The organism is Nocardia sp. PLKS1-43, assembly GCF_059510335.1.
In genome coordinates this window covers 107,338-132,752 of sequence record NZ_JCAJZQ010000017.1, presented here as the reverse complement: position 1 = coordinate 132,752, position 25,415 = coordinate 107,338, and the positions used below count along the sequence as shown (strand labels likewise).

Genomic DNA, 25,415 nt, shown 5'->3' with positions numbered 1-25,415 from the left:
CGATGCTGTCATTTCTGGAACCCCAATCGCTTGGCCGCGAGGCTGGTCAGGATCTCGTTCGTGCCGCCGCCGATACCGAGGATGCGCACATCGCGGTAATGCCGCTCGACCTCGGACTCGCGCATGTAACCCAGCCCGCCGAACAGTTGAACCGCCTGGTGCGCAACCCATTCCGCGGTTTCCACGGCGGTGTTCTTGGCGAAGCAGACCTCGGCGATCAGATCGGTGTCACCCGCCGCCGCCCGCTCGACCACGTGCCGGGTGTACACCCGCGCCACATCGATCCGGCGCGCCATCTCCGACAACGTGTTCTGCACCGCCTGACGGCTGATCAGCGGGCGGCCGAACGTCTCCCGGTCCCGGCACCACCGCAGCGTCAGATCCAGGCAGCGCTGCGCGTGCCCGTACGCCTGTGCGGCCAGTCCCGCCCGCTCGCTCACGAATGCCTGTGCGATCTGGGCGAACCCGCTGTTCTCCACGCCGACCAGATTCGAAACCGGAACGCGCACATCGACATACGACAACTCGGCGGTGTCCGAGGCCAGCCAGCCCATCTTCTCCAGTTTCCGGCTGACGGTGAATCCGGGAGTTCCCTTCTCCACCACCAGCAGCGACACACCGGACGCCCCCGGGCCGCCCGTGCGCACGGCCGTCACCACGTAGTCCGCGCGCACGCCCGAGGTGATGAACGTCTTCGAACCGTTCACCACGTATTCGTCGCCCTCGCGCACCGCGCTGGTGCGCAGATGCCCGACGTCCGAGCCGCCGCCGGGTTCGGTGATGGCCAGCGAGCCGATCTTCTCCCCCGCCAGCGTCGGTTTCACCCAGCGTTCGATCTGTTCGCGGTTGCCCGAGGCGATGATGTGCGGCACGGCGATACCGCAGGTGAACAGCGAGGCGAACAGGCCGCCCGAACATCCCGCGTAATGCATCTCCTCGCAGACGATCGCGGCATCGATGCCGTCGCCGCCGGAACCGCCCGCGGCTTCGGGGAACTGGATGCCGAGCAGGCCCAGCGCGCCGGCCTTCTTGTGCAGCTCGCGCGGGATCGCACCGTCGCGTTCCCACTCGTCCAGATTGGGCAGCACCTCACGTTCGGCGAAACCGCGCACAGTGGCGCGCAATTCACGTCGCTCGGGTGTCTCCCAAGGGTTCACATAGGTCATGGTTGCGTCCTCCCGGGCATGATCGAGCGCCCTCCTCGGTGACATCCCGCCGCTTCCCGCGAGCGCCGGCTGTTCACGGCTGTGTTCTCTCGGGCGGATGAGCGCAGGCCTGCGTGGTCACACTCCGCTGCCGCCTTCGGCCACCGACTTCTCATGCCAGCAGCTCCACGGGGATATCGATGTGCCGGGCCCGGAGCCATTCCCCGAGCCCCTTGGCCTGCGGATCGAATCGGGCCTGATAGGCCACGCCCGCACCGAGCAGGCCCTCGACGATGAAGTTCACCGCCCGCAGATTCGGCAGGACGTGCCGGGTGACGGGCAGCTTCGCCGTCTCCGGCAGCAGCTCGCGCACGGTGTCGACGGTCAAAGTCTGTGCCAGCCAGGCGAATTGCTCCTCGGTGCGGACCCAGACGCCGATGTTGGCATTGCCGCCCTTGTCGCCGGACCGGGCCATGGCGATCGTGCCCAGTGGTCGGCGCTCGGTTTCGCCCGAGGTGACGAACCGCGGCACGGCGGGTTCGGGGACATCGGCGAGTTCGGTCGTCTCGGCGGCGGGCGCGATGGCGACCTCGGTACCGTCCGGCAGCACCGCGATGTGCGGCACCTGCGCGGCGTCCACATATCCGGCCGTGAACACCCCGTAGGGGCTGCCGTTACCCGGTGGCGCGGTAAGGGAGAAGCCGGGATAGCTCGCCAGCGCCAATTCCACTGCCACACTGGAGAATGCGCGGCCGACCTTGTTCGGGTCGGGGTCGCGGACCACACAGCGCAGCAGTGCGCTGGCCTGTTCCTCGGTGTCCGCGTCGGGCCGGTCCAGGCGGCTGAGTGTCCAGTCGAGTTCGGCCGGACGCACGGTCAGCCAGGATTCCAGCTGCCGGCGCGTGAGCGCGGCCTTCTCCTCGATGTCCAGACCGGTGAGGATGAAGGTCATCTCGTTGCGGAATCCGCCGATGGTGTTGAGCGAGACCTTGGTTCGCGACGGCGGCGCCTCACCGGTCACACCGTCGAGCAGCACCCGGTCCGGCCCTTCCTGGGCGAGCCGAATGCTGTCCAGCCGGGTGGTCACGTCCGGCCCGGCGTATCGCGCGCTCTGGATCTCGTACATAAGTTGTGCGGCAACGGTATCCACGGTGACCGCGCCGTCCGTCCCGGCATGCTTGGTGATGACGCTGCTGCCGTCGCGCCGCACCTCGGCGATCGGGAATCCCGGACGGCCCAGATCGCCGAGTTCGGTGAAGAACGCGAAATTGCCGCCGGTGGCCTGTGTTCCGCATTCGATCACGTGGCCGGCCGCAACCGCACCGGCCAGCGCGTCGTAATCGGTACGCCCCCAATCGAAATGGGCCGCAGCCGGACCGACGACCAGCGACGCGTCGGTCACCCGGCCGGTGACCACGATGTCCGCGTCCGCGCGCAACGCCTCGGCGATACCCCACGCCCCCAGATAGGCATTCGCGGTCAGCGGCGACCCGAGCCCGAGTTCGCTCGCCCGCGACAGCAGATCGTCACCTGCCACGTAGGCGATTCTCGGTGCGAGCCCGAGCTTTTCGGCCAGCTCACCGACCCGCAGCGCCAATCCGGCCGGATTCAGCCCGCCCGCGTTGGCGACGATCCGCACGCCGCGTTCCAGCGCTGCGCCCAGGCAGTCCTCCAACTGCCGCAGAAAGGTCTTGGCATATCCGAGCGAAGGGTCCTTCAGCCGATCCCGTCCCAGGATCAACATGGTCAGTTCTGCGAGATAATCGCCGGTCAGCACGTCGAGCCGGCCGCCGTCGAGCATCTCTCGCATCGCACCGGCCCGGTCGCCGTAGAACCCGGAACAGTTCCCGATCCGGATCATCTCCGCATCACTCGCCACACCGCTCATCCGCGTGCCGCCTCCCAACCTGAGCCGCGCGATACGGCATCCTCGCCGCACCGGTTACAGGGTCACATCGGGCCCAGAAAAAATCAAGCCTGCGTGCTTGTTAATTGGACGCGCCTTCGGCCTCCGCTTCGCTGCCGGGTTGAGCATGCCCGTCTTCGTGGGGCTGCGGACCCGCGCCGGCGAAGCGGAGGCAAAATAGCGCCCGTGTCGCACTCCGTGATCGTGGTCGTCCTCTTGGCCCTCGCCGGTTTCCTGATCGGCGGGGCCTTCACCACCTGGAAGAACGGCAGCAGACTGCTATCCGGCCTGCTGGCCGTCTGCGCCGTGCTGGCGGTGGCCGGTGCGGTGCTGTGGTGGCGGTAGCCGCGGTCAGTTCCCGTCCAGGCGGAAGATCCGCAGGTCCTCCGGGACGCCGCTGAGTGGTGCGGCGAACAGGCCGCGGCGATACGGCCGCGCGGTGTAGCCGAGGTCGGCGAGGGTGTCCGGACGCAGCGCGTCCAGCGTGGTCTGCGAAATCATCGTGTTGCCGTTGCCACCGGCCTCCATCACGCGGGCCGCGATGGTCACGTCGACGCCCAGCCAGTCGCCGCCGAACTCGCGCGGGGACCCGGTGTGCAGGCCGATCCGCATCTGCGGCCGGTAACCCGGCACGTCCAGCGCGGTCAGCTGGCGTTTCGCGGCCAGCGCGGCGCGCACGGCGGCATCGGGACTCAGGAAGACCGCCATCACGCCGTCACCCATGCGCTTGATCACCCGGCCGCCGCGGTCCACGATCGGCGGTTCGACCGCCGTCGCGACCCGGCGCAGGAATTCCAGCGTCGCCTCGTCGCCGGCGGTCAGCGACCAGCGGGAGAACGACACCAGATCGGTGAACATCACAGTTACCGGCTCGCTACCTTTTCCGCGGCCGACCCGCTCCAACATCGCCTGCCAGACCTGCAGCGCGCCGAGACCGATCTCCTTGGCCGCGCTGGGCGTATCGCCCACCAATTTATCCGCCGCGCGTGCCACCACCTGCGGCCCGCCGGGCCCCGAGACCGACAGCGGATCGCCGAAAGCCGGGTCACCGGGCAGGTTTTCGCGCGCCTTGCGGATCACGCCGATCAGATCGGTCCGCTGATTCGCCGCGGCCATCAGCGCGGACAGTTGTCCGGCTCGCAGCCGGGCGCTCGATCGGCGACCGCTCGGCTCGGCATCGACCGGCGTGAGCGGAATCACCACCTCCGGACCGGTTTCCGCACGCCCGTCCCGGGACGTCGATTCGCCGTCCACGACTTCGTCACTCTCGCCGCCCCGCTGCGACCGCCCTCGCTCGCGACGGCCGGAGGAATTACCGGCATCGCCGGCACGACGCGCGTTTTCGCCGTCGGCGGAGGGAGATTCACTCACGCTCCGAGGGTATCTCAGACGCCCCCCGGCAGATAGATCGTCGATTATCGCCACCGTGCACCTCTCTATCGGACGGAGCGAACACGGCACTGGGTCCGCCGATGGATAGCGTGTGGTTGCTGTCCCGATGCTACGCACCGGTATTTCAGGGTGGAAGAGCAGGCGTCAACAGTTAACCGAGGATTTCCATATGCCACCGGCCCGATGCGCCGGAACGCAACGGGCCGGTGGTTGTCACGCCGAACGGGCAGTGTCCGCCGTGACCGGGTGCGGCGGCCGCCCGACGCGGCCGCTTCCCGTCCCGGGCAGCGAGGGAGCTCCCGGGGAGTCGTGCGGGCTCAGGCGTCGCGTTTGTTCACCACGAACAGAGCCGCGCCGAAGATGATCGCCACGATCACCGCGAAATACGCCAGCCCGCCCCACGGACCCCAGTGCCAGGGCAGATCGCCGCCGCCCGCGGTGCCCAGGAATCGTCCGGCGTTCTGGAACGGCAGGAAGACCTCGATATCGCGCCCGACCTTGCCGAACGCGCCGACGATCGGCTCGATCAACACCGGCCACACGATCAGCAGCGACAGCGCGCCGGCCGACTGCCGGATCAACGCGCCCACGCCGACCGCGAGGAAGACCACCAGCGCCACGAAGATCGGCACCGCGTAGAAAACATGCGCGTCGCCGTGCGCCAGGCTCATGTTCCGGCTCGCGTCCTGGGAGAGCATCAGCTTGAAGATCAGGAAGCTCAGGAAGGTCAGGACCACCGAGAGCACCGCGGCGGCCACCGCGATCAGCCCGGCTTTGGCCAGCAGGACGCCGGTGCGGTTCGGCGCGGCCAGGAACGTCGCGCGGATCGTCCCGAAGCGGTACTCACTGGTGATCGCCAGCGCGGCCAGGATCATGATCATGATGTAGCCGAATCCCGGCATGCCCTGCGAGGCTCCGGTGATCCCCAGTCCCGCAATGGAATTGCCCGGGGAGGGATCTTCGGCGATCATCGGATGCCCGCTGGCGATCTGCCGGTGGTACTCGTTGACGCTGACGTTGACCAACAGGCTGAACAGCGCCGCCATACCGAGCGCGAACACGACGGTCAGCGCCGTGCACCACATCGGCGACCGGGTCGAGGTGAGTTTGATCCGTTCCGCTGTCAATACGCCCATCAGAGCGCACCTCCCATCACCTGATCGAGGCCTTCGCCGTGGTACTGCACCGCACCACCGGTCAGCCGCATGAACGCTTCCTCGAGCGAGGCACGCTGCGGCGCGAGCTCGTACAGGACGATGCCGTTCGCACCGGCCAATTCGCCTACGGCATCGCTGGTTTCGCCGATGACCGTGAGGGCCGGGACCGGATCCACGGGCCGGCCGTCGGGGCTGACCCGCTCGTTCCCGTCCTCGCGCACCGTCATTCCCTTGGAGGTGAGCAGGCTGCGCAGCTGATCCAACTGCGGACTACGCACGCGCACAGTCGATTCCGAGGCGCGTTCGATGAAATCGGCGGTACTGGTGTCGGCGATGAGCTTGCCGCGGCCGATCACGATCAGATGATCGGCGGTCTGCGCCATCTCCGAGAGCAGATGACTCGACACCAGCACGGTGCGGCCCTCGGAGGCCAGCCGCTGCATGAACCGGCGGATCCACAGGATGCCCTCCGGGTCCAGGCCGTTCACCGGCTCGTCGAACAGCAGGATCTGCGGATCACCCAGCAGCGCCGCGGCCAGCCCCAGCCGCTGGGACATGCCGAGCGAGAACCCGCCGGCCTTCTTGTCCGCCGCCTCGGCGAGACCGACCAGTCGCAGCACCTCTTCCACCCGGGTGAAGGGCAGATCGTTGGAGGCGGCGAGCCAGCGCAGATGAGCCCGCGCCGACCGGTTCGGATGCACCCATTTCGCGTCCAGCAGCGCGCCCACGATGTGCAGCGGATGATCCAGCTGCTGATACGGCTTCCCGTCGACCAGCGCGACACCGGCCGTCGGCCGGTCCAACCCCAGGATCATCCGCATCGTGGTCGACTTACCCGCACCGTTCGGACCGAGGAATCCGGTCACCTGGCCGGGCTCGACCTTGAAGGACAGGTCGTCGACCGCGACGGTCGCACCGAACCGCTTGGTCAAGCCCTTGACTTCGATCATGCGACCAGTCTCGCCGACGATCCCCGGCTCAACCATCGCTCCGAGGTCGCGAGTCGGTCATCCCTGCGGATGATTTGTCAGACCGCGGGCGAGGACGCCTGTGCCCAGAATCGCTTGGGGATACGGCCCGCCTCCCGGGCGAGATACCCCGCTCTGACGGCGTCGGCCATGGCCGCGGCCATGAGCGCGGGGCGGCGGGCCCGGGTGACCGCGGTGGCCAGCAGGACGGCCGAGCAGCCCAGTTCCATGGCCAGGGCCGCGTCGCTGGCGGTGCCGATGCCGGCGTCGAGGATGACCGGGACGCCCGCGTCGGCGACGATCATCTCGATATTGTGCGGGTTGCCGATCCCCAGGCCGGTACCGATGGGTGCGCCCAGCGGCATGACCGCCGCGCAACCGGCCTCCTCGAGCCGGCGGGCCAGGATCGGATCATCGGTGGTGTAGGGCAGGACGGTGAATCCGTCGTCGACCAATTGCTCTGCGGCACTGACCAATTCGATGGCGTCGGGTAGCAGGGTGCGTTCGTCGGCGACGACTTCGAGTTTCACCCAGTCGGTGCCGAGCGCCTCGCGGGCCAGACGCGCGGTCAGCACCGCCTCGGCGGCGGTGCGGCATCCGGCGGTATTGGGCAGCGGGGCGATGTCGAGGCTGCGCAGCAGGTCCAGGACTCCGGTTCCGCCCGCGGCGTCCACGCGTCGCATCGCCACGGTCGTCAGCTCCGTGCCCGAGGCCACCAGCGCCTCGGACAGCACGGCCAGATTCTCGGCCCCGCCGGTGCCCATGATCAGGCGCGAGCCGAACTTCCGATCGGCGATCTGCAGTGGTTCGGTGGCCGGATGCGTGGCGGAAATCGTCTCAGCCACCCTGCACCGCCGTCAGCACCTCGATGGTCCAGCCGCGGCCGACCGGGGTGTCCCACGCCGATTTCGGGAACACCGCGCCGTCGACCGCGATCGCGATGCCCTGGCAGGGCAGGTCCAGCCGGGCCAGCAGTTCGCGCACGGTGAGTTCGTCGGCGAATTCGTGGTCCTCGCCGTTGACGGTCACACCGATCGGGATCGTGGTCATCGATTACCTCCTGCCGAGGGCGCCGGTGAGCTCGTCGGCGCCGGGGTGAGTGGGGGACGTCTGTGACGGAAAGCGTTGCGGGTCGGCCGCTTTCGCCTCGGGGAGTACATCGTCGGCGAGCAGGGCCAGCACCGCGTCGACGGTGAGCGGCACGCCCAGGATGCCGTTGCGGCCATGTCCGGTGGCCACCACGACGCGCTCACTCAACCGGCCGATCAGCGGCAGGTTGTCCGGGGTCGCGGGCCGCGATCCGGCGCTCGCCTCGGCCAGCTCGTATTCGCCGAGCGCGGGCAGTACGGCCTCGGCGTCGGCGATCAGGTCGCGCACACCGGCCACGGTCACCGCGGTGTCGAAACCGGCCTCGTACTGGGTCGCGCCGACGACGATGCCGTCCGCTCGCGGGACCAGATAGATCGGGCGGCCGTGCACGCGGGCGCGGATGACCCGCCGCGGCGGCGGCGGCGCGCCCGGACGATGCCGTAGCCGCAGGATTTCACCCTTGAGCGGGCGGACCGGGAGGCCGGGCCACAACCGGGCGGCAGCCGCACCCGCCGCGAGGACGATCCGGTCGAATTCCAGGTCGGCCAAGTTGTCCACAGCCGCCACTCTTATGTGGACACCAGACTGTTCACACGCCTGCCGCAGGGCTTCGACCACGATCCGGTTGTCCACAGCCGGCTCGGTGGGCGCGAGCAGTCCCGCGCGGGCGGTGCGGGCCAGGCCAGGCTCGGCCGCCCGGAGTCCGGCGCGGTCCAACAGTTCGACCCGATGGCCGTAGCCGCCGACGAAATCCGCGATGGTGCGCAGGTCGGCGGCGTCGGCGGCATCCAACGCGACGGTCACGGTCTCGTCGGCGACAAAGACCGGAACGCCCGTCACCGCCGCGAGCCGCGCACCGAATTCGGGCCAGCGCGCCAGGGAGGCCGCACCGAATTCCAGCGGCGCCTCCTCCCCGGGCCAGCCCTCGGACAACGGAGCCAGCATGCCCCCGGCTACCCAGGACGCACCGGATCCGGGCGCCGGATCGAAGACGGTGACCTCCCACCCGGCCTCGGCGGCGCGCCAGGCCACTGCCGAACCGATCACACCCCCACCCACGACGGCCAACGTTCGCATACCTTCACCTCGCTGGATTCCGCCTCGCGGAATCCGTACGCTGCGGGAACACCCGCATCGGATCGGCATCACCGCGCGGCCGCCTTCGCGGCGGAGATGCCGGACGTATTTCGTCTCCCACGGTAGCGCGGCTACGGTCGAGGGCGTGCAACCGTCCCACCAGTTCCGGCCCGTAGCCCCTCGCGAACGTCTCGCCTCCGCTCGGCTGTACCTGTGCACAGACGCCCGCCGCGAAAAGGGCGATCTGGCCGCATTCGCCGAAGCAGCGCTGGCAGGCGGAGTGGACATCATCCAGCTACGCGACAAGGGTTCCGCGGGCGAAAGACAGTTCGGGCCCCTGGAAGCGCGCGCGGAACTCGGCGCGCTGGCCGCGCTCAAGGCCGCCGCCCGGCGGCACGGCGCCCTGGTCGCGGTGAACGATCGCGCCGATGTCGCCTTCGCCGCGGGTGCGGACGTGCTGCACCTGGGCCAGGACGACCTGCCGCCCTGGTACGCCCGCCGCATTCTGGGCCCCGACGTCGTGATCGGCCGCTCCACCCACGATCCGGCGCAGGCGAGCAAGGCCACCACCGAGGAGCACATCGACTACTTCTGCACCGGGCCGGTCTGGACCACGCCGACCAAACCCGGCCGCAGCGCCGCCGGACTCGACCTGGTTCGCAGGGCCGCCGAGGCCGAACCGGTCCGGCCGTGGTTCGCCATCGGCGGCATCGACGAAGCCCGTCTGCCCGAGGTGCTCGACGCGGGCGCCACCCGCATCGTCGTCGTTCGCGCCATCACCGAGGCCGACGACCCCGAAGCCGCGGCCCGATCCCTCAAATCCCGTCTCGAGCAGAACATCTCCGCCTGATCCCCATCCGGGGCGACGAACTGCCGTGCGACGGAACGAGATCCGCACAACCTCGACATCGGTCCACCGGATGCGCGGCCGGCTCGCGTTCGTGCGACCGGAGGTGATGCCGCGGGCCACGCCACCGAAATCGGCCGGACACCAAGGCGCGGGATGCCCCGGCGGCTCAGGACAGAATCTGACTCAGGGTGAGATACAACACATCTGCGGGCGAATCGCCGTTCGGCCCGGCCGATCCGGTCACGCAGACCCGGCGACCCGCGCACTCCTCGGTGTGCAACCACAGAAAACCCTGGTCGGCGAGGTCCAGGGTGCGAGGCAGGATGGCGGCGAGTTCGGCGGCTTCGGGCAGGCCGTCCAGGCCGAGACGGGCGGGCTGGGCGCGCAGCAGCGGCCAGGCGGCGGCGAATCCGGGATGCAGGGGACGAGCGTCGACCTCGGCCTCGGGGACCCAGGCCAGCTCGGCGCTCTCCATATTCGCGATGGTCGCCACCGGCTCGGCGATATCGGCGACGACGGTGGTGTAGCTCCAGCCGCTGGGCGCGGTCGCGGTGATGCGGCTGCCGCGCACGCGGACCGCGTCCGGAACGATTCCGGCCTCCTCGTATGCCTCGCGCACCGCGGCGCTCTCGCTGGACTCGTGCGAATCGCGGGCTCCGCCGGGCAACGCCCAGGTGCCGCCCTGATGGCTCCACGGCGCGCGATGCTGCATCAACACCACCGCGCCGCCACCGGGCGCGGGCGCGCGGAGCAGAAGTCCGGCGGCCCCGAACAAGCCCCACTGCCGCGTCCCGTCGGGGCTGCTCACAAAGCCGTCTCCGTCACCACGCATACTCGCCTCGTCCCATCCTCGCCCGCGTCGATCGCGCGTCAGCCGGCCGCTCCGACGAAAAATGTCGGGTCGACTGGGCGATACACCCGCGCGACATCGCCACGACCACAATAAGCTCTACCGGCACGGCCCTCGTCGGCGATGGAACGGAGGTGACCATGACCCGGACCGCGCAACCGCGTTTGGACGAGCTGACCCCGCGCGCCGCGGCCGCCGCCGTACGCCGTCAGATCGACGCCAGCGATATGCGCTCCTTCGCCCGGTCCTCGCCCGCGAAACTCATTGCCATCGGCCTGATTCTGCTCGGCTCCTGCCTGATCGCCGGGGTGGTCACCGCCTCGGAGGTGAGCAACCGCCAGCACGCGCTGCAATATCTGCTCGACGACGCCGAGCCGGACGCGAATTCCGCTCAGCGCCTGTACACCTCGCTGTCGGTCGCCGATGCCGAGGCCGGCACCGCGTTCATCTTCGGCGGCCTGGAACCCGCGGACGTCCTGAACGCCTACAACCAGGCGATGGGCGACGCGGCGGCCGAACTGGTCGCGCAGTCCAGCCACGATTCGGCGGGCGCGAACGACCCGGACGCGGCGCTGCGCACCGGAATCGCCACCGAGATGCCGGTGTACACCGAGCTGGTCCAGACCGCGCGGACCAACAATCGCCTCGGACATCCGGTCGGCGCGGCGTATCTGAGTGAAGCGTCGAATCTGATGCAGACCAAGATGCTGCGGATGGCCCAAGAACTCCAGGAGCACCGCTCGACGGCGATCTCGGATACCCAGCGGCGGCATGTGCGTCCGCCGTGGCTGGCCATCATCCTGCCGGTGCTCGCGCTGGCGGCGCTGGTGGTGGCGCAGCTGTATCTGGCACGGCGCTGGCATCGGGTGCTCAATCCCGGTCTGCTGCTGGCCTCGGGCACGCTGGTCGTCTTGCTGGCGTGGACGGTGACGGCCGGGTCGATCTCGGCGTTGTCCACCACCGACGGCCGCGACGACGGCGCGGTGCCGACCTCCGAGCTGACCGACAGCCGCATTCTGACCCAGCAGGCGCGGGCCGCGGAAACCCTGAAGCTGGTGCGGCGCGACGACAGCGGTGATTACGACCGCATCTTCGACGACGCCACCAAGAAGCTCACCGACCTGCTGACGCGTTATCCGCACGGTGCGCCGGCCTCGGACGACGTCGCCACCGCCCGCGCGGCCCTGGACCGTTGGCGGCAAGCCCATCAGCGGATGACCGACGCACTCGGTCGCGGTGATTTCCCCGGTGCGGCCACCGTCGCGATCGGCCCCGGCCCCACCGAGGCGACGGCCAGCATGCAGGCGCTCGATCACGCCCTCGCCGATGGAATCGGCAAGGCCCGCAACACCTTACGCACCGACATCTCCGACGCCGCCCGCTCCCTGGACATCCTGTCCCCGGGGGCGCTGACCCTCGCGGTCCTGTCCGCCCTGTTCGTGGTGGCCGGGTTGTGGCCGCGGCTTCGGGAGTACCGATGAGGGACAACAGAATTCGCATCCGGGCATCGGCCGCGCGAGGAGGGGCCGGGCGGCGGGCGCTGACCGGGGCCTTGCTGGCCACCGCTCTGCTGCTGACCGGGTGCGCGCAGGACACCACATCTCCGCGCGGCAGCAGCGCGAGTTATACCGAGCCGCCATTGCCCGCGAATGCCGCTGTCGTGCGGACGAATACGCCGATTCCACCGGCCGCCGGGGAAGGGTGTGGAGATCTCACCGCGAGCCCGAGCCCGAGCCCGAACGGTACGACGCACGGGCCGGACGTGGATGCGATTCGCGCCCGGGGCCGGCTGATCGTCGGGCTGGACCCGGGGAGCAATCTGTTCAGCTTCCGCGATCCGGTCAGCGGCACGCTGGAGGGATTCGACGTCGACATCGCCGGGGAGATCGCGCGGGATCTGTTCGGCGATCCGCAGCGCGTGGAGTACCGGATTCTCGGGTCGGCCGACCGCGAGCGCGCCCTCGAGGACCACACCGTCGACGTGGTGGTCAAGACGATGACGATCACCTGCGCACGCAAACAGCAGGTGGCCTTCTCCACGCCGTATTTCATGGCGCACCAACGGATTCTGGCGATCAAGAATTCCGGTATCCGCAGTCTGGCCGATCTGGCGGGCAGGCGCGTGTGCATCGTCACCGGCACCACCTCGCTGGACCAGATCCGGCGCGGACAGCCCGCCGCGTCGATTCTCACCGTGCCGACCTGGGCCGACTGTCTGGTGGTGCTGCAGCAGCGTCAGGTGGACGCGGTCAGCACCGACAACACGATCCTGGCGGGCCTGTCGGTGCAGGACCCGTACTACGCCGAGATGGTCGGCCCCGATATCAGCGACGAGCCGTACGGCGTCGGAATCCCCAAGGGCCAGGACGATATGGTGCGCTTCGTCAACGGCACCCTGGACCGCATCCGCACCGACGGCACCTGGAACCGCCTCTACCAACGCTGGCTGCAAGCCGCTCTGGGCCCGTCCAGCGGACCGCCCCAACCGGACTACCAGGGTTGACGCCCATGCAGCACTCAGGCGAAACCGATTCCAGCACAGCGGAACCCACAGCGACGGCCGCCAACTTCGCCGAGCCCGAAGAAGGTTCCGAACCCTCGCACCCGAGAGCGGCCGCCTCTCCGGCCGATTCCTCGGACGCACCGAGCAAAGCCGACGGCTCCCGCACCTGCGCGGCACCCTCGGGCACGCGCGCGCTCCCCGCCACCGCCGCGGCCGGATCGCCGGATGCCCACCGGCCCAGTGGATCGGACACCGAACAACCGCCTACCCGAGCGGCGGCCGCAGGCTCTGCGGCGCAAACTCCGTACGCCCCAGGCCGTTCCGGCAGCCGTGACCACGGGCGGGACCACCTGGCCACACAGGCCGCCGCCGCGGCAACACCAGTTGTTTCCGCCGGCAATACCGGGCCGAGTACCGAACAACCGGCGCCCCAGGCAGCGGCCGCCGCCGAAACGACCAACGCCCCAGACGAATCGGGCAACCACGACGACCGAACACCCCCACCCACACAGGCCGCCGCCGCCACACCGGCCACCGTACCGGACGCCGATCGCGCCCACGAAACCGAAGCCGAGCAACCAGCGACCCGAGCAGCGGCCGCCGCCGAAACGACCAACGCCCCAGACGAATCGGGCAACCGCTACGACCGAACACCCCCACCCACACAGGCCGCCGCCACACCGGCCACCGCACCGGACGCCGATCGCGCCCACGAAACCGAAGCCGGACAACCGGCGGCGACCCGAGCGGTGGCCGGGGCCGGATCTCCGGCTGAATCTCCCGGCGAACCGGACGAATCCCGATCCGACGGCGACCGGGAACCCCTGGCCACACAGGCCGTCGCCGCGACCTCGGCCGCACCGCCCGGCGGGGTGGTCGGCACTTCCGCGGAGGATGAGGAGGCCACCGGGCTGCGGAGTCCGGCTACGCAGGCGGCGGATGCGCTGGGGCGCGGGCGGTCCGCGGGGTCGGGTGCGGCGAAGGCGGCTTCGACGCGGACTGCCGGGTCGGGGCCGACGGTGCGTAGTAGTGGACGGACCGTCCGCAGCCGGCCCGCAGTGCGGCGGCTCGGGGCCGGACTGGTGGAGATTCCGGTTGTGCCGCCGATCGATCCGCGGTCGGTGGTGCTCACCGATCCGATGGTGAGTGAGGCGCGGCGATTCTGCTGGAGGTGCGGTAAGCCGGTCGGGCGGGCCCGGGCGGGGCATCCGGCGCAGGCCACCGGAACGTGCGAAACCTGCGGTGCGCCTTATGATTTCCGTCCGTTCCTGGGTTCGGGCGATATAGTCGCCGGGCAGTACGAGATCCAGGGATGCATCGCGCACGGCGGGTTGGGGTGGATCTACCTGGCCATCGACTGCAATGTGAACGATCGTTGGGTCGTACTCAAGGGCCTGCTGCACGGCGGGGATGCCGAGGCACAGGCGGTCGCGGTCACCGAGCGGCGGTACCTGGCCGAGCTGGCGCATCCGAGCGTGGTCAAGATCCACAACTTCGTCGAGCATCCGGGTCCGGGCGGCACCCCGATCGGGTACATCGTCATGGAGTACGTGGGCGGCAGGTCGTTGCGCGACATGCTGGACACCTATACCCGGCCCGAGCGCATGCCGGTCGCCGAGGCCATCGCCTACCTGCTGGAAATCCTTCCGGCGCTGGAATATCTGCATTCCCAGGAACTGGCCTACAACGATCTCAAGCCCGACAACATCATGGTCACCGAGGACCAGGTGAAATTGATCGACCTGGGCGCCGTCGCGGCCTTCGAATCATACGGAAATCTCTACGGCACCAGAGGTTTTCAGGCCCCCGAGATCGCCCGGACCGGCCCCACCGCGGCCTCGGACATCTACACGGTCGGACGCACGCTGGCCGTCCTCACCCTGAACATGCCGACCGACAAAGGCCGCTACCTCGACGGAATCCCCGCTCCGGCAAACGAACCCACGCTGATGCGGTACGAATTCCTGCATCGGCTGCTGTTGCGGGCCACCGACCCGGACCCGGAACGCCGTTTCGTCTCCGCCCGGATCATGGCCACGCAACTCGCGGGCGTGTTGCGCGAAATACTCTCCGCCGACACCGGAACCGAACATCCACAGCTGTCCACACTCTTCAGCGCGCCCCGGACCAGCTTCGGCACCGAGGAGCTGCTCGCGCAGACCGATGCCTATACCGACGGCATCGAACGCAGCAAGAACCTGCGCGCCCACGATGTGGCCGCGGCACTGCCGGTTCCGCTGATCGATCCGGCGGACCCGTCCGCGGCGCTGCTGGCCGGGACGGTGCACCCCGAACCGCTGCACGCCCTCGAGGCGGTCCGCATCGCTCGCGCCCGCGCGGAGGCGGGCTCGGCCGAGATGCCCGAAACCTTCGAGGTCGAATGCACACTCGCCGAGGTCCGCATCCAGCTCGTGCTGGGACAGCCCGAATCGGCCCGTCAGCTGCTGAGCCGCCTGGACCGCGCCGATTGGCGCGTCGAGTGGTACCGCGGTCTGGCCGGATTGCTCGAATTCGAGTACGAGCAGGCGTTCGACCGGTTCGACGCGGTCCTGCAAGCGCTGCCCGGTGAGATCGCACCCAAACTGGCTCTTGCCGCGACAGCGGAACTCGTTCTGCAACAGTGGGATTCACCCGATCCCGAACAATGGCGCGGCTATGCCGAGAAGTTCTACGCGACCGTCTGGCGAACCGATCGCGGCGTGGTCAGCGCGGCATTCGGCCTGGCCCGCCAACTCGCCGCCGACGCGCGAGTGCAGGCGGCGGTGGATGCGCTGGACCAGGTCCCGCCGGCCTCACGCCACTACGACGAGGCTCGCCTCACCGCGGTGTTGCTGCTGCTCACCGCCGCCCCGGTCGCCGAATTGGACGAGGACGCATTACATGTCGCCGCTTACCGCGTAGATCGCGTGCCGGCCGGCGAGCACCGCGCGAGCCAGATGCGGGTCCTGGTTCTCGGCACCGCACTGGCCTGGCTGCAGGCCGGAAACAGGCCCAGGAATCCGGACGCCACCCTCTTCGGCGAACCGTTCACCGAACGCGCCCTGCGCAACGGAGCCGAGGCCGGCCTGCGCGGCCTGGCCCGGACCGCCCCCGGCCGCACGCACCGCTACGCCCTGGTCGACCTGGCCAACGCCCTGCGCGCCAAAACCTGGTTCTGAGAATGTATCCGCCGAACTAGCTGACCAGTGCGGCGGCGGCACGGGCGATCGCCAGCTCCTCGTTGGTGGGGACGACGAGTACCGGGATCTCGGCGCCGGGAGGTGAGATGTACCGGGCGGCACGGTCTTTCGCGGTGTTGCGAGCCGGGTCGACGGCGATGCCGAAGCGGGTCAGTCCGGCCAGGGCGTCGGCGCGCACCTGGGGGCTGTTCTCGCCGACTCCGGCGGTGAAGGTGATCGCGTCGACCTCGCCCAATTCCACGAGGTACGCACCGATGTAGCGACGCAGGCGGTGGATGTAGACCTCGTAGGCCAGGCTCGCGGCGCGGTCTCCGGAGTCGATCAGGCGTTGCAGTTCGCGGAAGTCGTTCACCCCGGACAGGCCCTTGATGCCCGAATTCCGGTTCAGCAGCTCGTCCACGGCGTCGATGTCGAATCCGGCGGTGCGCATCAGATGCGCGATGATGCCCGGATCGATATCTCCCGAACGGGTGCCCATCACCAGACCCTCGAGCGGGGTCAGCCCCATACTGGTGTCCACCGCCCGGCCGCGGCGGATCGCCGAGGCCGATGCGCCGTTACCCAGGTGCAGCACGATCTGGTTCACCGCCGAGGCGTCCCGCCCGAGCAGCTCGGCCACTCGCCCGGAGACGTACTCGTGCGAGGTGCCGTGGAACCCGTACCGCCGAATGCCGTGCGCAGCAGCAACTTTCGCATCGATGGCGTAGGTCTTCGCGGCATCGGGCAGCCCGTGGAAGAAGGCGGTGTCGAACACCGCGACCTGCGGGACGCCGGGCAGCAGCCGCCGAGCGGATTCGATGCCGATCACATTGGCCGGATTGTGCAGCGGCGCAAGGGTGGACAGCTCGTCGATCGAGGACACCACCGCGTCGGTGACGAGCGTCGGCCGGTAGAACACCTCCCCGCCGTGCACCACCCGATGCCCGACCGCGCGCAGACCCTCGCCGGTCAGGTCGTGCCCGCTGCGCGCGAACAGGTCGAACACCACCCGCAGCCCGGCCGCGTGGTCGGCAATCGGACCGTCGTGCTCGAGGGTGCGCCCATCGCTGTCGTGCTGGACGGTCGGCGTCCCCGGCTCGACCCGCTCACCGATCCGCGAGACCATGCCGGAGGCCGCGACTTCGCCCGAACTCGGTTCCAGCAGTTGGTATTTGATCGACGACGACCCGGAATTGATCACCAGGACCCGCATCATGCCTCCCTGTACGTCGCGCACGCCGCTCATTCGAGTCCGGTCTGCGCCTGGATGGCGGTGATCGCCACGGTATTGACGATATCGGCGACCAGCGCACCCCGGGACAGGTCGTTCACCGGCTTACGCAGCCCCTGCAGTACCGGGCCGATCGCCACCGCGCCCGCGCTGCGCTGCACCGCCTTGTAGGTGTTGTTGCCGGTGTTCAGGTCGGGGAAGACGAAAACGGTTGCGCGACCGGCTACTTCGGAATTCGGGAGCTTCGCGCTCGCGACCGTGGGCTCGATCGCCGCGTCGTACTGAATCGGCCCCTCCACCAGCAGCTGGGGCGCGCGCTCGTGCACGAGCGCGGTCGCGGTGCGAACCTTGTCCACATCCACGCCGCTGCCGGACTCCCCCGTCGAATACGACAGCATCGCCACCCGCGGCGAGATACCGAACTGCTGGGCGGTGCGCGCCGAGGAGATCGCGATGTCGGCGAGCTGTTCGGAGGTCGGATCGGGCACCACCGCGCAGTCGCCGTAGGCCAGTACCCGGTCGGCCAGGCACATCAGGAACACACTGGATACCGTCGAGACGCCGGGCTCGGTCTTGATGATCTCGAAGGAGGGCCGGATGGTGTGCGCGGTGGTGTGCGCCGCGCCGGACACCATACCGTGGGCGATCCCCCGGTGGACCATCATCGTGCCGAAATACGAGATATCGGTGAGGTATTCGCGCGCCCGATCCTCGGTCATCCCCTTGTGCGCGCGCAGGGCCGCGTACTCCTTGGCGAATTCGTCACGCAGACTGGATGTCTCGGGATTCAGCACCTCGGCGTCGGCGATGTCGACGCCGAGTTCGGCCGCCCGCCCCCGCACCGCCGCCTCGTCACCGAGGATGGTCAGATCGGCGATCTTGCGCTGCAGCACCCGCCCCGCCGCGCGCAGAATCCGGTCGTCACCGCCCTCGGGCAGCACGATGCGCCGCCGATCCGAGCGGGCCCGCTCGATCAGCTGATATTCGAACATCTGCGGCGTCACCACCGAAGGGATCTGAACCTCGATGCGCTGCAACAGTTTCTGCGCGTCCACCCGCTGTTCCATCAGCGCCAGCGCGGTATCCACCTTGCGGATACTCGACAGCGACACCCGGCCGCGAGTGCGGGCGGCGACCGCGGTGTCGAAGGTGCCCAGCTGGGTGGTGAGAATCGGCAGTTTCGGTTTCAGGCCCGCGATCAGCCGCGCGATCGACGGGTGCGGCAGCATGCCGCCGTTCATGATGATTCCGGCCAGCGACGGAAAACCCTCGGCCTCATGGGCATTCACCAGGCTCAGCAGCGCGTCGGAGCGATCGCCCGGTACGATCACCGCGTCCCCGTCGGACAGGCGCTCGAGGATGTGTTCCGCGGTCATCCCGCCGACCATGACGTGCAACGCCTCGCGCTGCATCAATTCCGGGTCGCCGGAATATATTTCGCCGTCGATGGCCTCGCACAGCTCGGCGATGGTCGGCGCGGTCAGCAGTGGCACCTCCGGCAGCGTCCAGGACGGCACGCCGACGACCCGCAGCGCCGCGGCGACCTCGTCGAGCGCCTCGGGATCGCAGCGGTTGGCGATGATCGCGACCAGCTGGGCGTGTTCGTGACCGAGTTCGCCCGCACACACCTCGGCCAGTTCGGTGACCTGCTCGGGCGTGCGTTCGGACCCGCGCAGCACCAGCACCACGGGTGCGCCGAGATTGGCCGCGATGCGCGCGTTGTAGCGCAGTTCGCTCGGGCTGGCCACATCGGTGTAGTCGCTGCCGACGATCACCACCGCGTCGCACACCTTGGCGACGTCGTGGAAGCGCATGACGATATCGCTGATGGCCGCGTCCGGATCGGCGTGCACCTGTTCGTAGCCGACGCCGATCGCCTGCTCGTAGTCGATATCGGCGGTGCTGTGCTCGAGCAGCAGCTCGAGAATGTAGTCGCGCTGCGTGGTCGAGCGGCTGATCGGCCGGAACACCCCGACCCGTGCGGTGGTCGCGCAGAGCATCTGCAGCACCCCGAGCGCCACCGTCGACTTCCCGGTATCCCCCTCGGGGGAGGCGATGTACACGGTGGACGGTGCGATCTCGGCCATGACCGCGAGCTTAACGAGCACACGTGCCGGATTCGCCCCTCGCGCGGCAAACTACTGGAAAATCACACTCCCGCGTAGTGGAGAACTGCCTGTTCACACATTTCCGGCGTTCCGACCTGTGCAGTCGGCCTCGCCGGGTGGTTCGGCGGCTCTAGAATCCGTCCATGACCGCACCGTTTCCGGATCGCTCATGGGGTTCGCGGACCGGCCTGCTCGGCCGCACGGTGAGCGCGTTCGCGGCGACCGGCGCTGGATCCGCGCTGGTCCGCGCACTCGGCCCGCTGGACCGCAGAGTCCTCGAACGCACCGCGGGCCGGTACACGGCGCTGGGGCCGGTCGGTGCGCCCGTCCTGCTGCTCAGCACGACCGGGCGCAGATCCGGGCAGCCGCGCACCACCGCGTTGCTCTACGCACACGCCGGGGACGTGCTGTATCTGGTCGGCAGCAATTTCGGCGGCGAACGTCATCCGGCCTGGACCGCGAACCTGCTGGCCCACCCCGAAGCCGTGATAACCATTGCGGGAGAACGGATTCCGGTCCGCGCGGAAATTCTGCACGACGCCGAGCGCAAAGCCGAGGTCTACGCGCGGTTCGAGCAGATCTCCCAGGCGTACACCGCATACCGCGACCGGACCGCCCGGGAACTGCGCATCTTCGCGGTCCGCCGGCGCTGACCCCGCCCGGCTGCCGCTCGGCGGCGGCAGCCGGACCGAGCAGTTACAGCGCCCGCAACCGCGGGGCCAGGTCGCGCTCGAACAGCTCCAGGAAACGGCGCTGGTCGTGCCCGGGGGCGTGGAATACCAGGTGGTTCAGGCCCGCATCGATGTACGGCTTGATCAGCTCGACCGTCTCGTCGGGATCGCTGGCCACGATCCACCGCTTGGCGATCTGCTCGATCGGCAGGGCGTCGGCGGCGGCCTCCATCTCGATCGGATCGGTGATGTCGTGCTTCTGTTCCGCGGTCAGCGACAGCGGGGCCCAGAAACGCGTATTCTGCAGCGCCAGTTCGGGATCGGTGTCATAGGAGATCTTGATCTCGATCATCCGGTCGATGTCCTCGGCGGTGCGCCCGGCCTTGGCCGCGCCCTCGCGCACCGCGGGCATCAGCTTCTCGGTGTACAGGTCCATCCCCTTGCCCGAGGTGCAGATGAAACCGTCGCCCGCGCGACCGGCGTAGCGGGCCACCAGCGGGCCGCCCGCGGCGACGTACACCGGGATGCCGCCCTTGGGCACGTCGTAGATCGAGGCGCCCACGGTGTGGTAGTATTCGCCCTCGAAGGTGACCCGGTCACCGGTCCACAGCGCGCGCATCAGGTCGACCGACTCGCGCAGCCGCGCGAAACGCTCCTTGAACTCCGGCCATTCGCCCTTGTACCCGGTCGCGATCTCGTTCAGCGCCTCGCCCGAACCCACGCCGAGCATGATCCGGTCCGGGTACAGGCAGCCCATCGTCGCGAACGCCTGGGCGACCACCGCGGGGTTGTAGCGGAAGGTCGGGGTGAGCACCGAGGTGCCCAGTTGGATCCGCTCGGTGCGTTCACCGACCGCGGTCATCCACGCCAGCGAGAACGGCGCGTGGCCGCCCTCGTGCCGCCACGGCTGGAAGTGATCGCTCACCGTCGCGCTGTCCAAGCCGTGCTCCTCGGCCGCGACCGCCAGCTCGACCAGCTCCCGGGGGCCGAACTGTTCCGCCGACGCCTTGTATCCGAGCTTCAGATCACTCACTGCGTCCACTCCTTCACCGTTGCCGACAGTCCCGTCGACTCTGTGCAGCGCCGAACGGGTGTGCCACATTCCACAGCACCCCGTCATGTGGGGCCTTCTTCGACCATAGTCAGCTCCGAACAGGTCTGTGTGAACGGTCGCACCTTCACACAACGCCCCCACCGGAAACCTCGATAGCCCACAATGTGCTCGTGACTGCCGACGACGAACCGATCCTGTCCTACCTGACCGATATGGACGGGGTCCTGGTGCACGAGGACCACCCGATCCCCGGCGCCGACAAGTTTCTGCAAGAACTGCAGGCCAATGACATTCCCTTTCTCGTGCTCACCAATAATTCGATCCGCACTCCGCGCGATCTGCAGGCCCGGTTGCGGCACAGCGGCCTGAACATCCCGGAGGAGGCGATCTGGACCTCCGCGCTGGCCACCGCGACATTCCTGAGCGAACAGCGTCCCGGCGGCACCGCGTACGTCGTCGGCGAATCCGGCCTGACCACCGCGCTGCACGAGATCGGCTACGTGCTGACCGACAGCGATCCGGACTACGTCGTCCTCGGCGAGACCCGCACCTACTCGTTCGAGGCGATCACCACCGCGATCCGGCTGGTCGAGCGGGGTGCGCGATTCATCGCCACCAACCCCGACGCCACCGGTCCCTCGCGCGAGGGAGTGCTGCCCGCGACCGGTTCGGTGGCCGCGCTGATCACCCGCGCCACCGGACGCGATCCGTACTACGTCGGGAAACCGAATCCGCTGATGATGCGTTCTGCGCTGCGCCGGATCGGCGCGCATTCGCAATCCACAGTGATGATCGGCGACCGGATGGACACCGATGTCATCGCCGGGCTGGAGGCGGGGATGCGCACGATCCTGGTCACCTCCGGGATCTCCACCCGTGAATCGGTCGAGCAGTATCCCTATCGGCCGACCGTCGTATTCGATTCGGTCTCGGAACTGGTTGGGCGAACGGCGAATCCGTTCGCCCCCTGAGTTCGGGCCGGGTGGCGGTTCAGCCGCGCTGCGAGGCCGGGGACCAGCCCTCCTCGGCCGCCTCGGCCACGCCGCCACCGTCTTTCACGCCATAGACGATCTCCACCGCACCGGCGTCCAGCGTCCGGGAACCCTTCAGTTCCAGGCCCGTCTCGACGCTCAGCGCATCGGTCAGGCGCAGGCCGCCGCCCAGCAGGAAGGGCAGCACGACCAGGTGGAGTTCGTCCAGCGCACCGAGTTCCCGGAACGTCTCGATCGTGCGCGGACCGCCGACGAGGTGGACGTCGCCGCCGCGATTGGCCGCCCGCAACGTCTCCAGCAGGCGGACCGGATCACTGTCGACCGTCACATGCTCGGACGTACCGGCCGGACGTTCCGATGCCAGCACGAACACCCGCAGATCGGGCCACGGCCAGAAGTCGTTGCTCAGAGCGGGTTCGAAGGTGGTGTGTCCCATGAGCGCCGCCTCGCAGGACTTCAGGAATTCCGCGACGCCGTGGCTGCCGTGCCCGTGCGCGGGATCCACCACCTGCGGCGGCCAGCCGTTGGGCGTACTGACATAGCCGTCGGCGCTCATGCACAAGCGAGCCTTGATTCGCATCCGATTACCTTCCCTGCGTTGTGGTTACAGGTAGGACGATGCGCGATCGCGAAAATCATCGCCCAGCCGGGGAATCGGCGAGCAGTCCCCGGCCGCGACGCTCAGCCCAGCGCCTGATCCAGATCGCCGAGCAGATCCTCGACATCCTCGAGTCCGACGGAGATACGCAGTACGCCGTCGGTGATCCCCACGGCCGCACGGCCTTCCGCCCCCATCGCGCGGTGCGTGGTGGTCGCCGGATGGGTGATCAGCGTCTTGGCATCGCCCAGATTGTTGGAGATGTCGATGATGCGCAGCCGGTTCAGCACCTCGAACGCGCGCTTCTTCGCCTCGGCCGGGTTGGCGGCGAGTTCGAAGGTGACGACGGTACCGCCGCCGCTCATCTGCTGCCGTGCCAGCTCGTGCTGCGGATGTGATTGCAGGAAGGGGTATTTCACCCACGACACCGCCGGCCGCTGTTCCAGGAATTCGGCGATCTCGTGCGCCGCCCGCACCGAGTGACGCACCCGCAGCGGCATGGTCTCGAGTCCCTTGAGCAGCGTCCACGCGTTGAACGGGCTCAGCGCCGGACCGGTGTGCCGCATGAGATTCTTCACCGGGCCGCCGATGTACTCGGCCTCGCCGAGGATCGCACCGCCCAGCACCCGGCCCTGACCGTCGATGTGCTTGGTGCCGGAGTACACGACCACATCCGCGCCCAGGTCCAGACTCCGCTGCAGCAGCGGAGTGGCGAAGACGTTGTCCAGCACCACTTTCGCGCCCGCGGCGTGCGCGAGCTCGGAGACCCGGCGGACATCGACCAGGGTCTGCATCGGATTCGAGGGCGTCTCGAAGAAGACCGCCGCGGTCGGCACGGACAGCGCCTGCTCCCACTGGCTCAGGTCCTCACCGTCGACGAAGACCGTCTCCACGCCCCAGCGCGGCAGGATCTCGTTGCACACGACGAAGCAGGAGCCGAACAGGCTGCGCGCGGCGACCAGCCGATCGCCGTTGCCCAGCAGTGCGCCCAGCGCGGTGAACACCGCGGACATGCCGCTCGCGGTCGCGAAACAGGCCTGCGCGCCCTCGAGCAGCCGCATCCGCTCCTCGAACATGGCCACGGTCGGATTCCCGTAGCGCGAATACACGAAATGCTCGATGTCGCCGGTGAACGACGCCTCGGCCGCCTCCGCGCTGGCGTAGACGAAACCCGAGGACAGGTACAGCGCCTCGGAGGTCTCCTCGAACCCCGAGCGGCGCAGGCCGCCTCGCACGCCCAGGGTCGCCGGGCCGACTCCCTCGGGCAGCGGTTTGTCGAATGCGCCGCCGGTGATCACGACTGTCTCCAGGGCAGGCCCTCGGCGCGCCAGCCCGCGCCGCCGCGATGTCCGTCGGCGTCCAGCGGACCCTCGAAACCGGCCAGGACGTTGTAGGAGGGCGTGAATCCGGCCGCGGTCGACGCCGTCGCGGCACCGATGGACCGCTGCCCGGACCGGCACAGGAAGATCACCGGAGCATCGCTGTCGGCCGAGCGGCCGGCCAGTGCCTGCTTCAGCTGGTCGACGAACCCGGCGTTGCGCTCGCCGGCGCTGTCGACCCATTCGATCAGGGTCGTCGGCCGGTCGATCGCACTGGTGTCCGGCACCCCGACGAACCGCCATTCGGCCTCGGTGCGCACATCCACCAGAACCGCATCGGGATTGTCGCGCAACAGATCCCATGCCTGCTGGACAGTGATGTCACCCGCGTAACTCACTTGCTGAACCTCCTCGAAGAATCCGCACTTGCCACGCCTGTTCGGCGCGGCCAGGTCGTCACCCGGAGCACCCCACCGCGGAGGAGGGTTGCCGACCAGCGAGCCGGGGCCTAGCGCTGGTACTCATGACCTGGAAAAGAGATTGCCCGGCCGCACACCCGCCTGTCAAACCCCGTCCGGCAGGACGACGACCGGCCCGGCCCGGCAACGAACCCGTCGGCGGCGACGAACCAGCGAAATCGGCGACCGCCGACACGTCGACAACACCCCGTAGCGAAGCCGGAGCGGAGCGGAGGCAATCCAACACGGTTCGCGGCCCGTCTCGCCGGTCGCACGCGTGGCGGCAATCCAACACCGAGGCAATCAAGCACTGCAGACGAACCAGTCGTTGCCCGATTGGGTGAGGTTCCAGGTGGAGGTGCTCTGGTGGCCGTCCACCGAGCTGGTCACTGTGACTTTGGCGCGTGTGCCGTTCGCGGTGGGGTCGGTCATCCGGACGATCTCGATCTTCTTCCCGGCCGCGTCCGGGCCCAGCGGGGAGTGCGCGGGGTCGAAACCGCCGCATTCGGTGGCGGCGCGGCGCGCGAGGTCGGTACCGCTCTGAGCGGTGGCGAAATCTCGGATCGCGGTGGCCAGACGGTCGGAAGTTGTGACATTCTTCTCAGCCGGCCGCAGCATTCCGGCTATCACCACACCGCCGATCACCAGCAGCGCGATCACCGCGGCGGCGATGAACGGCACCGGCGAGCGGACCGCGTCGTTCTGGTCGATCCGGGTCGCGGCGGCGGTTTCCGAGTCACTCATAACTCGATCATCCCTGGTAGGGGGCGAGGTTCCCGCGCGCACCCCGGATCGGCGGCAGATGCCGGGCACATCGGCCATAGCAGTCACCGATAGAATCGCCTCCAGCCCCGGCTGCGGTCGGCGCGACGGATCCCCCGAGCGGCAA

The 25,415-nt window shown here is 68.9% G+C and carries 23 protein-coding genes and 1 riboswitch; of the genes, 7 read left to right on the top strand and 16 right to left on the bottom strand.

The window, feature by feature from the left end; all coding sequences use genetic code 11:
* Window positions 1-8: 8 nt before the first annotated feature.
* Window positions 9-1,157, bottom strand: coding sequence for an acyl-CoA dehydrogenase family protein (locus tag AC5WS7_RS37070; RefSeq protein WP_495959364.1), 1,149 nt, complete (start codon window positions 1,155-1,157; stop codon window positions 9-11).
* A gap of 160 nt (window positions 1,158-1,317) precedes the next feature.
* The gene (locus AC5WS7_RS37065; protein ID WP_495959311.1) at window positions 1,318-3,033 is read right to left on the bottom strand and encodes an acyclic terpene utilization AtuA family protein; all 1,716 of its coding nucleotides are present in this window, start codon (window positions 3,031-3,033) and stop codon (window positions 1,318-1,320) included.
* Between the two features lie 204 nt (window positions 3,034-3,237).
* On the opposite strand from AC5WS7_RS37065, the gene AC5WS7_RS37060 reads away from it, so the two are divergent.
* Window positions 3,238-3,396, top strand: a complete 159-nt coding sequence (locus tag AC5WS7_RS37060; RefSeq protein ID WP_495959310.1) for a hypothetical protein — start codon at window positions 3,238-3,240, stop codon at window positions 3,394-3,396.
* Window positions 3,397-3,402: 6 nt separating this feature from the next.
* Here the strand turns inward: AC5WS7_RS37060 and AC5WS7_RS37055 are convergent, their stop codons facing one another.
* The 6 genes from AC5WS7_RS37055 to thiO all read right to left on the bottom strand — a co-directional run bounded on the left by AC5WS7_RS37055 (window position 3,403) and on the right by thiO (window position 8,734).
* Complete coding sequence (locus tag AC5WS7_RS37055; protein ID WP_495959363.1) at window positions 3,403-4,251, bottom strand: adenylate/guanylate cyclase domain-containing protein; 849 nt, start codon at window positions 4,249-4,251, stop codon at window positions 3,403-3,405.
* Window positions 4,252-4,760: 509 nt separating this feature from the next.
* On the bottom strand, window positions 4,761-5,579 hold the full coding sequence (locus AC5WS7_RS37050) for a DUF2705 family protein (RefSeq protein WP_495959309.1): 819 nt from the start codon (window positions 5,577-5,579) through the stop codon (window positions 4,761-4,763).
* Complete coding sequence (locus tag AC5WS7_RS37045; protein ID WP_495959308.1) at window positions 5,579-6,550, bottom strand: ABC transporter ATP-binding protein; 972 nt, start codon at window positions 6,548-6,550, stop codon at window positions 5,579-5,581. The genes AC5WS7_RS37050 and AC5WS7_RS37045 overlap by 1 nt, the downstream gene beginning before the upstream one ends.
* Before the next feature lie 77 nt (window positions 6,551-6,627).
* Complete coding sequence (locus tag AC5WS7_RS37040) at window positions 6,628-7,413, bottom strand: thiazole synthase (protein ID WP_495959307.1); 786 nt, start codon at window positions 7,411-7,413, stop codon at window positions 6,628-6,630.
* Window positions 7,406-7,618 (bottom strand): sulfur carrier protein ThiS, encoded by a 213-nt coding sequence (gene thiS / locus AC5WS7_RS37035; protein WP_495959306.1) that lies wholly within the window; start codon window positions 7,616-7,618, stop codon window positions 7,406-7,408. Before thiS ends, AC5WS7_RS37040 begins: the two co-directional genes overlap by 8 nt.
* Before the next feature lie 3 nt (window positions 7,619-7,621).
* A complete protein-coding gene (gene thiO, locus AC5WS7_RS37030; protein WP_495959305.1) occupies window positions 7,622-8,734 on the bottom strand; it encodes a glycine oxidase ThiO in 1,113 nt (370 codons plus the stop codon).
* 145 nt (window positions 8,735-8,879) lie between these two features.
* On the opposite strand from thiO, the gene thiE reads away from it, so the two are divergent.
* The gene (thiE, locus tag AC5WS7_RS37025; protein ID WP_495959304.1) at window positions 8,880-9,584 is read left to right on the top strand and encodes a thiamine phosphate synthase; all 705 of its coding nucleotides are present in this window, start codon (window positions 8,880-8,882) and stop codon (window positions 9,582-9,584) included.
* Between the two features lie 166 nt (window positions 9,585-9,750).
* Here the strand turns inward: thiE and AC5WS7_RS37020 are convergent, their stop codons facing one another.
* Window positions 9,751-10,416, bottom strand: coding sequence for an NUDIX hydrolase (locus AC5WS7_RS37020; protein WP_495959303.1), 666 nt, complete (start codon window positions 10,414-10,416; stop codon window positions 9,751-9,753).
* Between the two features lie 158 nt (window positions 10,417-10,574).
* Between AC5WS7_RS37020 and AC5WS7_RS37015 the strand changes: the two genes are divergently transcribed.
* The 3 genes from AC5WS7_RS37015 to AC5WS7_RS37005 all read left to right on the top strand — a co-directional run bounded on the left by AC5WS7_RS37015 (window position 10,575) and on the right by AC5WS7_RS37005 (window position 16,095).
* Complete coding sequence (locus tag AC5WS7_RS37015; RefSeq protein WP_495959302.1) at window positions 10,575-11,915, top strand: GlnX family signal transduction membrane protein; 1,341 nt, start codon at window positions 10,575-10,577, stop codon at window positions 11,913-11,915.
* A complete protein-coding gene (locus AC5WS7_RS37010) occupies window positions 11,912-12,937 on the top strand; it encodes a glutamate ABC transporter substrate-binding protein (protein ID WP_495959301.1) in 1,026 nt (341 codons plus the stop codon). The genes AC5WS7_RS37015 and AC5WS7_RS37010 overlap by 4 nt, the downstream gene beginning before the upstream one ends.
* Before the next feature lie 872 nt (window positions 12,938-13,809).
* Window positions 13,810-16,095: a serine/threonine-protein kinase gene (locus AC5WS7_RS37005; RefSeq protein WP_495959362.1), complete on the top strand. Its 2,286-nt coding sequence runs from the start codon at window positions 13,810-13,812 to the stop codon at window positions 16,093-16,095.
* 16 nt (window positions 16,096-16,111) lie between these two features.
* Here AC5WS7_RS37005 and AC5WS7_RS37000 read toward each other — a convergent pair whose 3' ends face one another.
* On the bottom strand, window positions 16,112-17,308 hold the full coding sequence (locus tag AC5WS7_RS37000; RefSeq protein WP_495959361.1) for an acetate kinase: 1,197 nt from the start codon (window positions 17,306-17,308) through the stop codon (window positions 16,112-16,114).
* A 29-nt stretch (window positions 17,309-17,337) separates the two neighbouring features.
* Complete coding sequence (gene pta / locus AC5WS7_RS36995) at window positions 17,338-19,413, bottom strand: phosphate acetyltransferase (RefSeq protein WP_495959300.1); 2,076 nt, start codon at window positions 19,411-19,413, stop codon at window positions 17,338-17,340.
* A 164-nt stretch (window positions 19,414-19,577) separates the two neighbouring features.
* On the opposite strand from pta, the gene AC5WS7_RS36990 reads away from it, so the two are divergent.
* The gene (locus AC5WS7_RS36990; protein WP_495959299.1) at window positions 19,578-20,087 is read left to right on the top strand and encodes a nitroreductase/quinone reductase family protein; all 510 of its coding nucleotides are present in this window, start codon (window positions 19,578-19,580) and stop codon (window positions 20,085-20,087) included.
* 43 nt (window positions 20,088-20,130) lie between these two features.
* On the opposite strand, the gene fgd is transcribed toward AC5WS7_RS36990, so the two are convergent.
* Window positions 20,131-21,138, bottom strand: coding sequence for a glucose-6-phosphate dehydrogenase (coenzyme-F420) (gene fgd, locus AC5WS7_RS36985; protein WP_495959298.1), 1,008 nt, complete (start codon window positions 21,136-21,138; stop codon window positions 20,131-20,133).
* Window positions 21,139-21,371: 233 nt separating this feature from the next.
* Between fgd and AC5WS7_RS36980 the strand changes: the two genes are divergently transcribed.
* A complete protein-coding gene (locus tag AC5WS7_RS36980; protein ID WP_495959360.1) occupies window positions 21,372-22,130 on the top strand; it encodes an HAD-IIA family hydrolase in 759 nt (252 codons plus the stop codon).
* Window positions 22,131-22,149: 19 nt separating this feature from the next.
* On the opposite strand, the gene AC5WS7_RS36975 is transcribed toward AC5WS7_RS36980, so the two are convergent.
* The 4 genes from AC5WS7_RS36975 to AC5WS7_RS36960 all read right to left on the bottom strand — a co-directional run bounded on the left by AC5WS7_RS36975 (window position 22,150) and on the right by AC5WS7_RS36960 (window position 25,270).
* Window positions 22,150-22,731 carry a dihydrofolate reductase family protein gene (locus AC5WS7_RS36975; protein ID WP_495959297.1) on the bottom strand — a complete coding sequence of 194 codons (582 nt, stop codon included), beginning with the start codon at window positions 22,729-22,731 and terminating at the stop codon, window positions 22,150-22,152.
* A 101-nt stretch (window positions 22,732-22,832) separates the two neighbouring features.
* On the bottom strand, window positions 22,833-24,047 hold the full coding sequence (locus AC5WS7_RS36970; protein ID WP_495959296.1) for an O-succinylhomoserine sulfhydrylase: 1,215 nt from the start codon (window positions 24,045-24,047) through the stop codon (window positions 22,833-22,835).
* A complete protein-coding gene (locus AC5WS7_RS36965; RefSeq protein WP_495959295.1) occupies window positions 24,044-24,466 on the bottom strand; it encodes a rhodanese-like domain-containing protein in 423 nt (140 codons plus the stop codon). Before AC5WS7_RS36965 ends, AC5WS7_RS36970 begins: the two co-directional genes overlap by 4 nt.
* 19 nt (window positions 24,467-24,485) lie before the next feature.
* Window positions 24,486-24,597, bottom strand: a riboswitch (SAM riboswitch).
* 232 nt (window positions 24,598-24,829) lie between these two features.
* On the bottom strand, window positions 24,830-25,270 hold the full coding sequence (locus AC5WS7_RS36960) for an Rv0361 family membrane protein (RefSeq protein ID WP_495959294.1): 441 nt from the start codon (window positions 25,268-25,270) through the stop codon (window positions 24,830-24,832).
* Window positions 25,271-25,415: the final 145 nt, after the last annotated feature.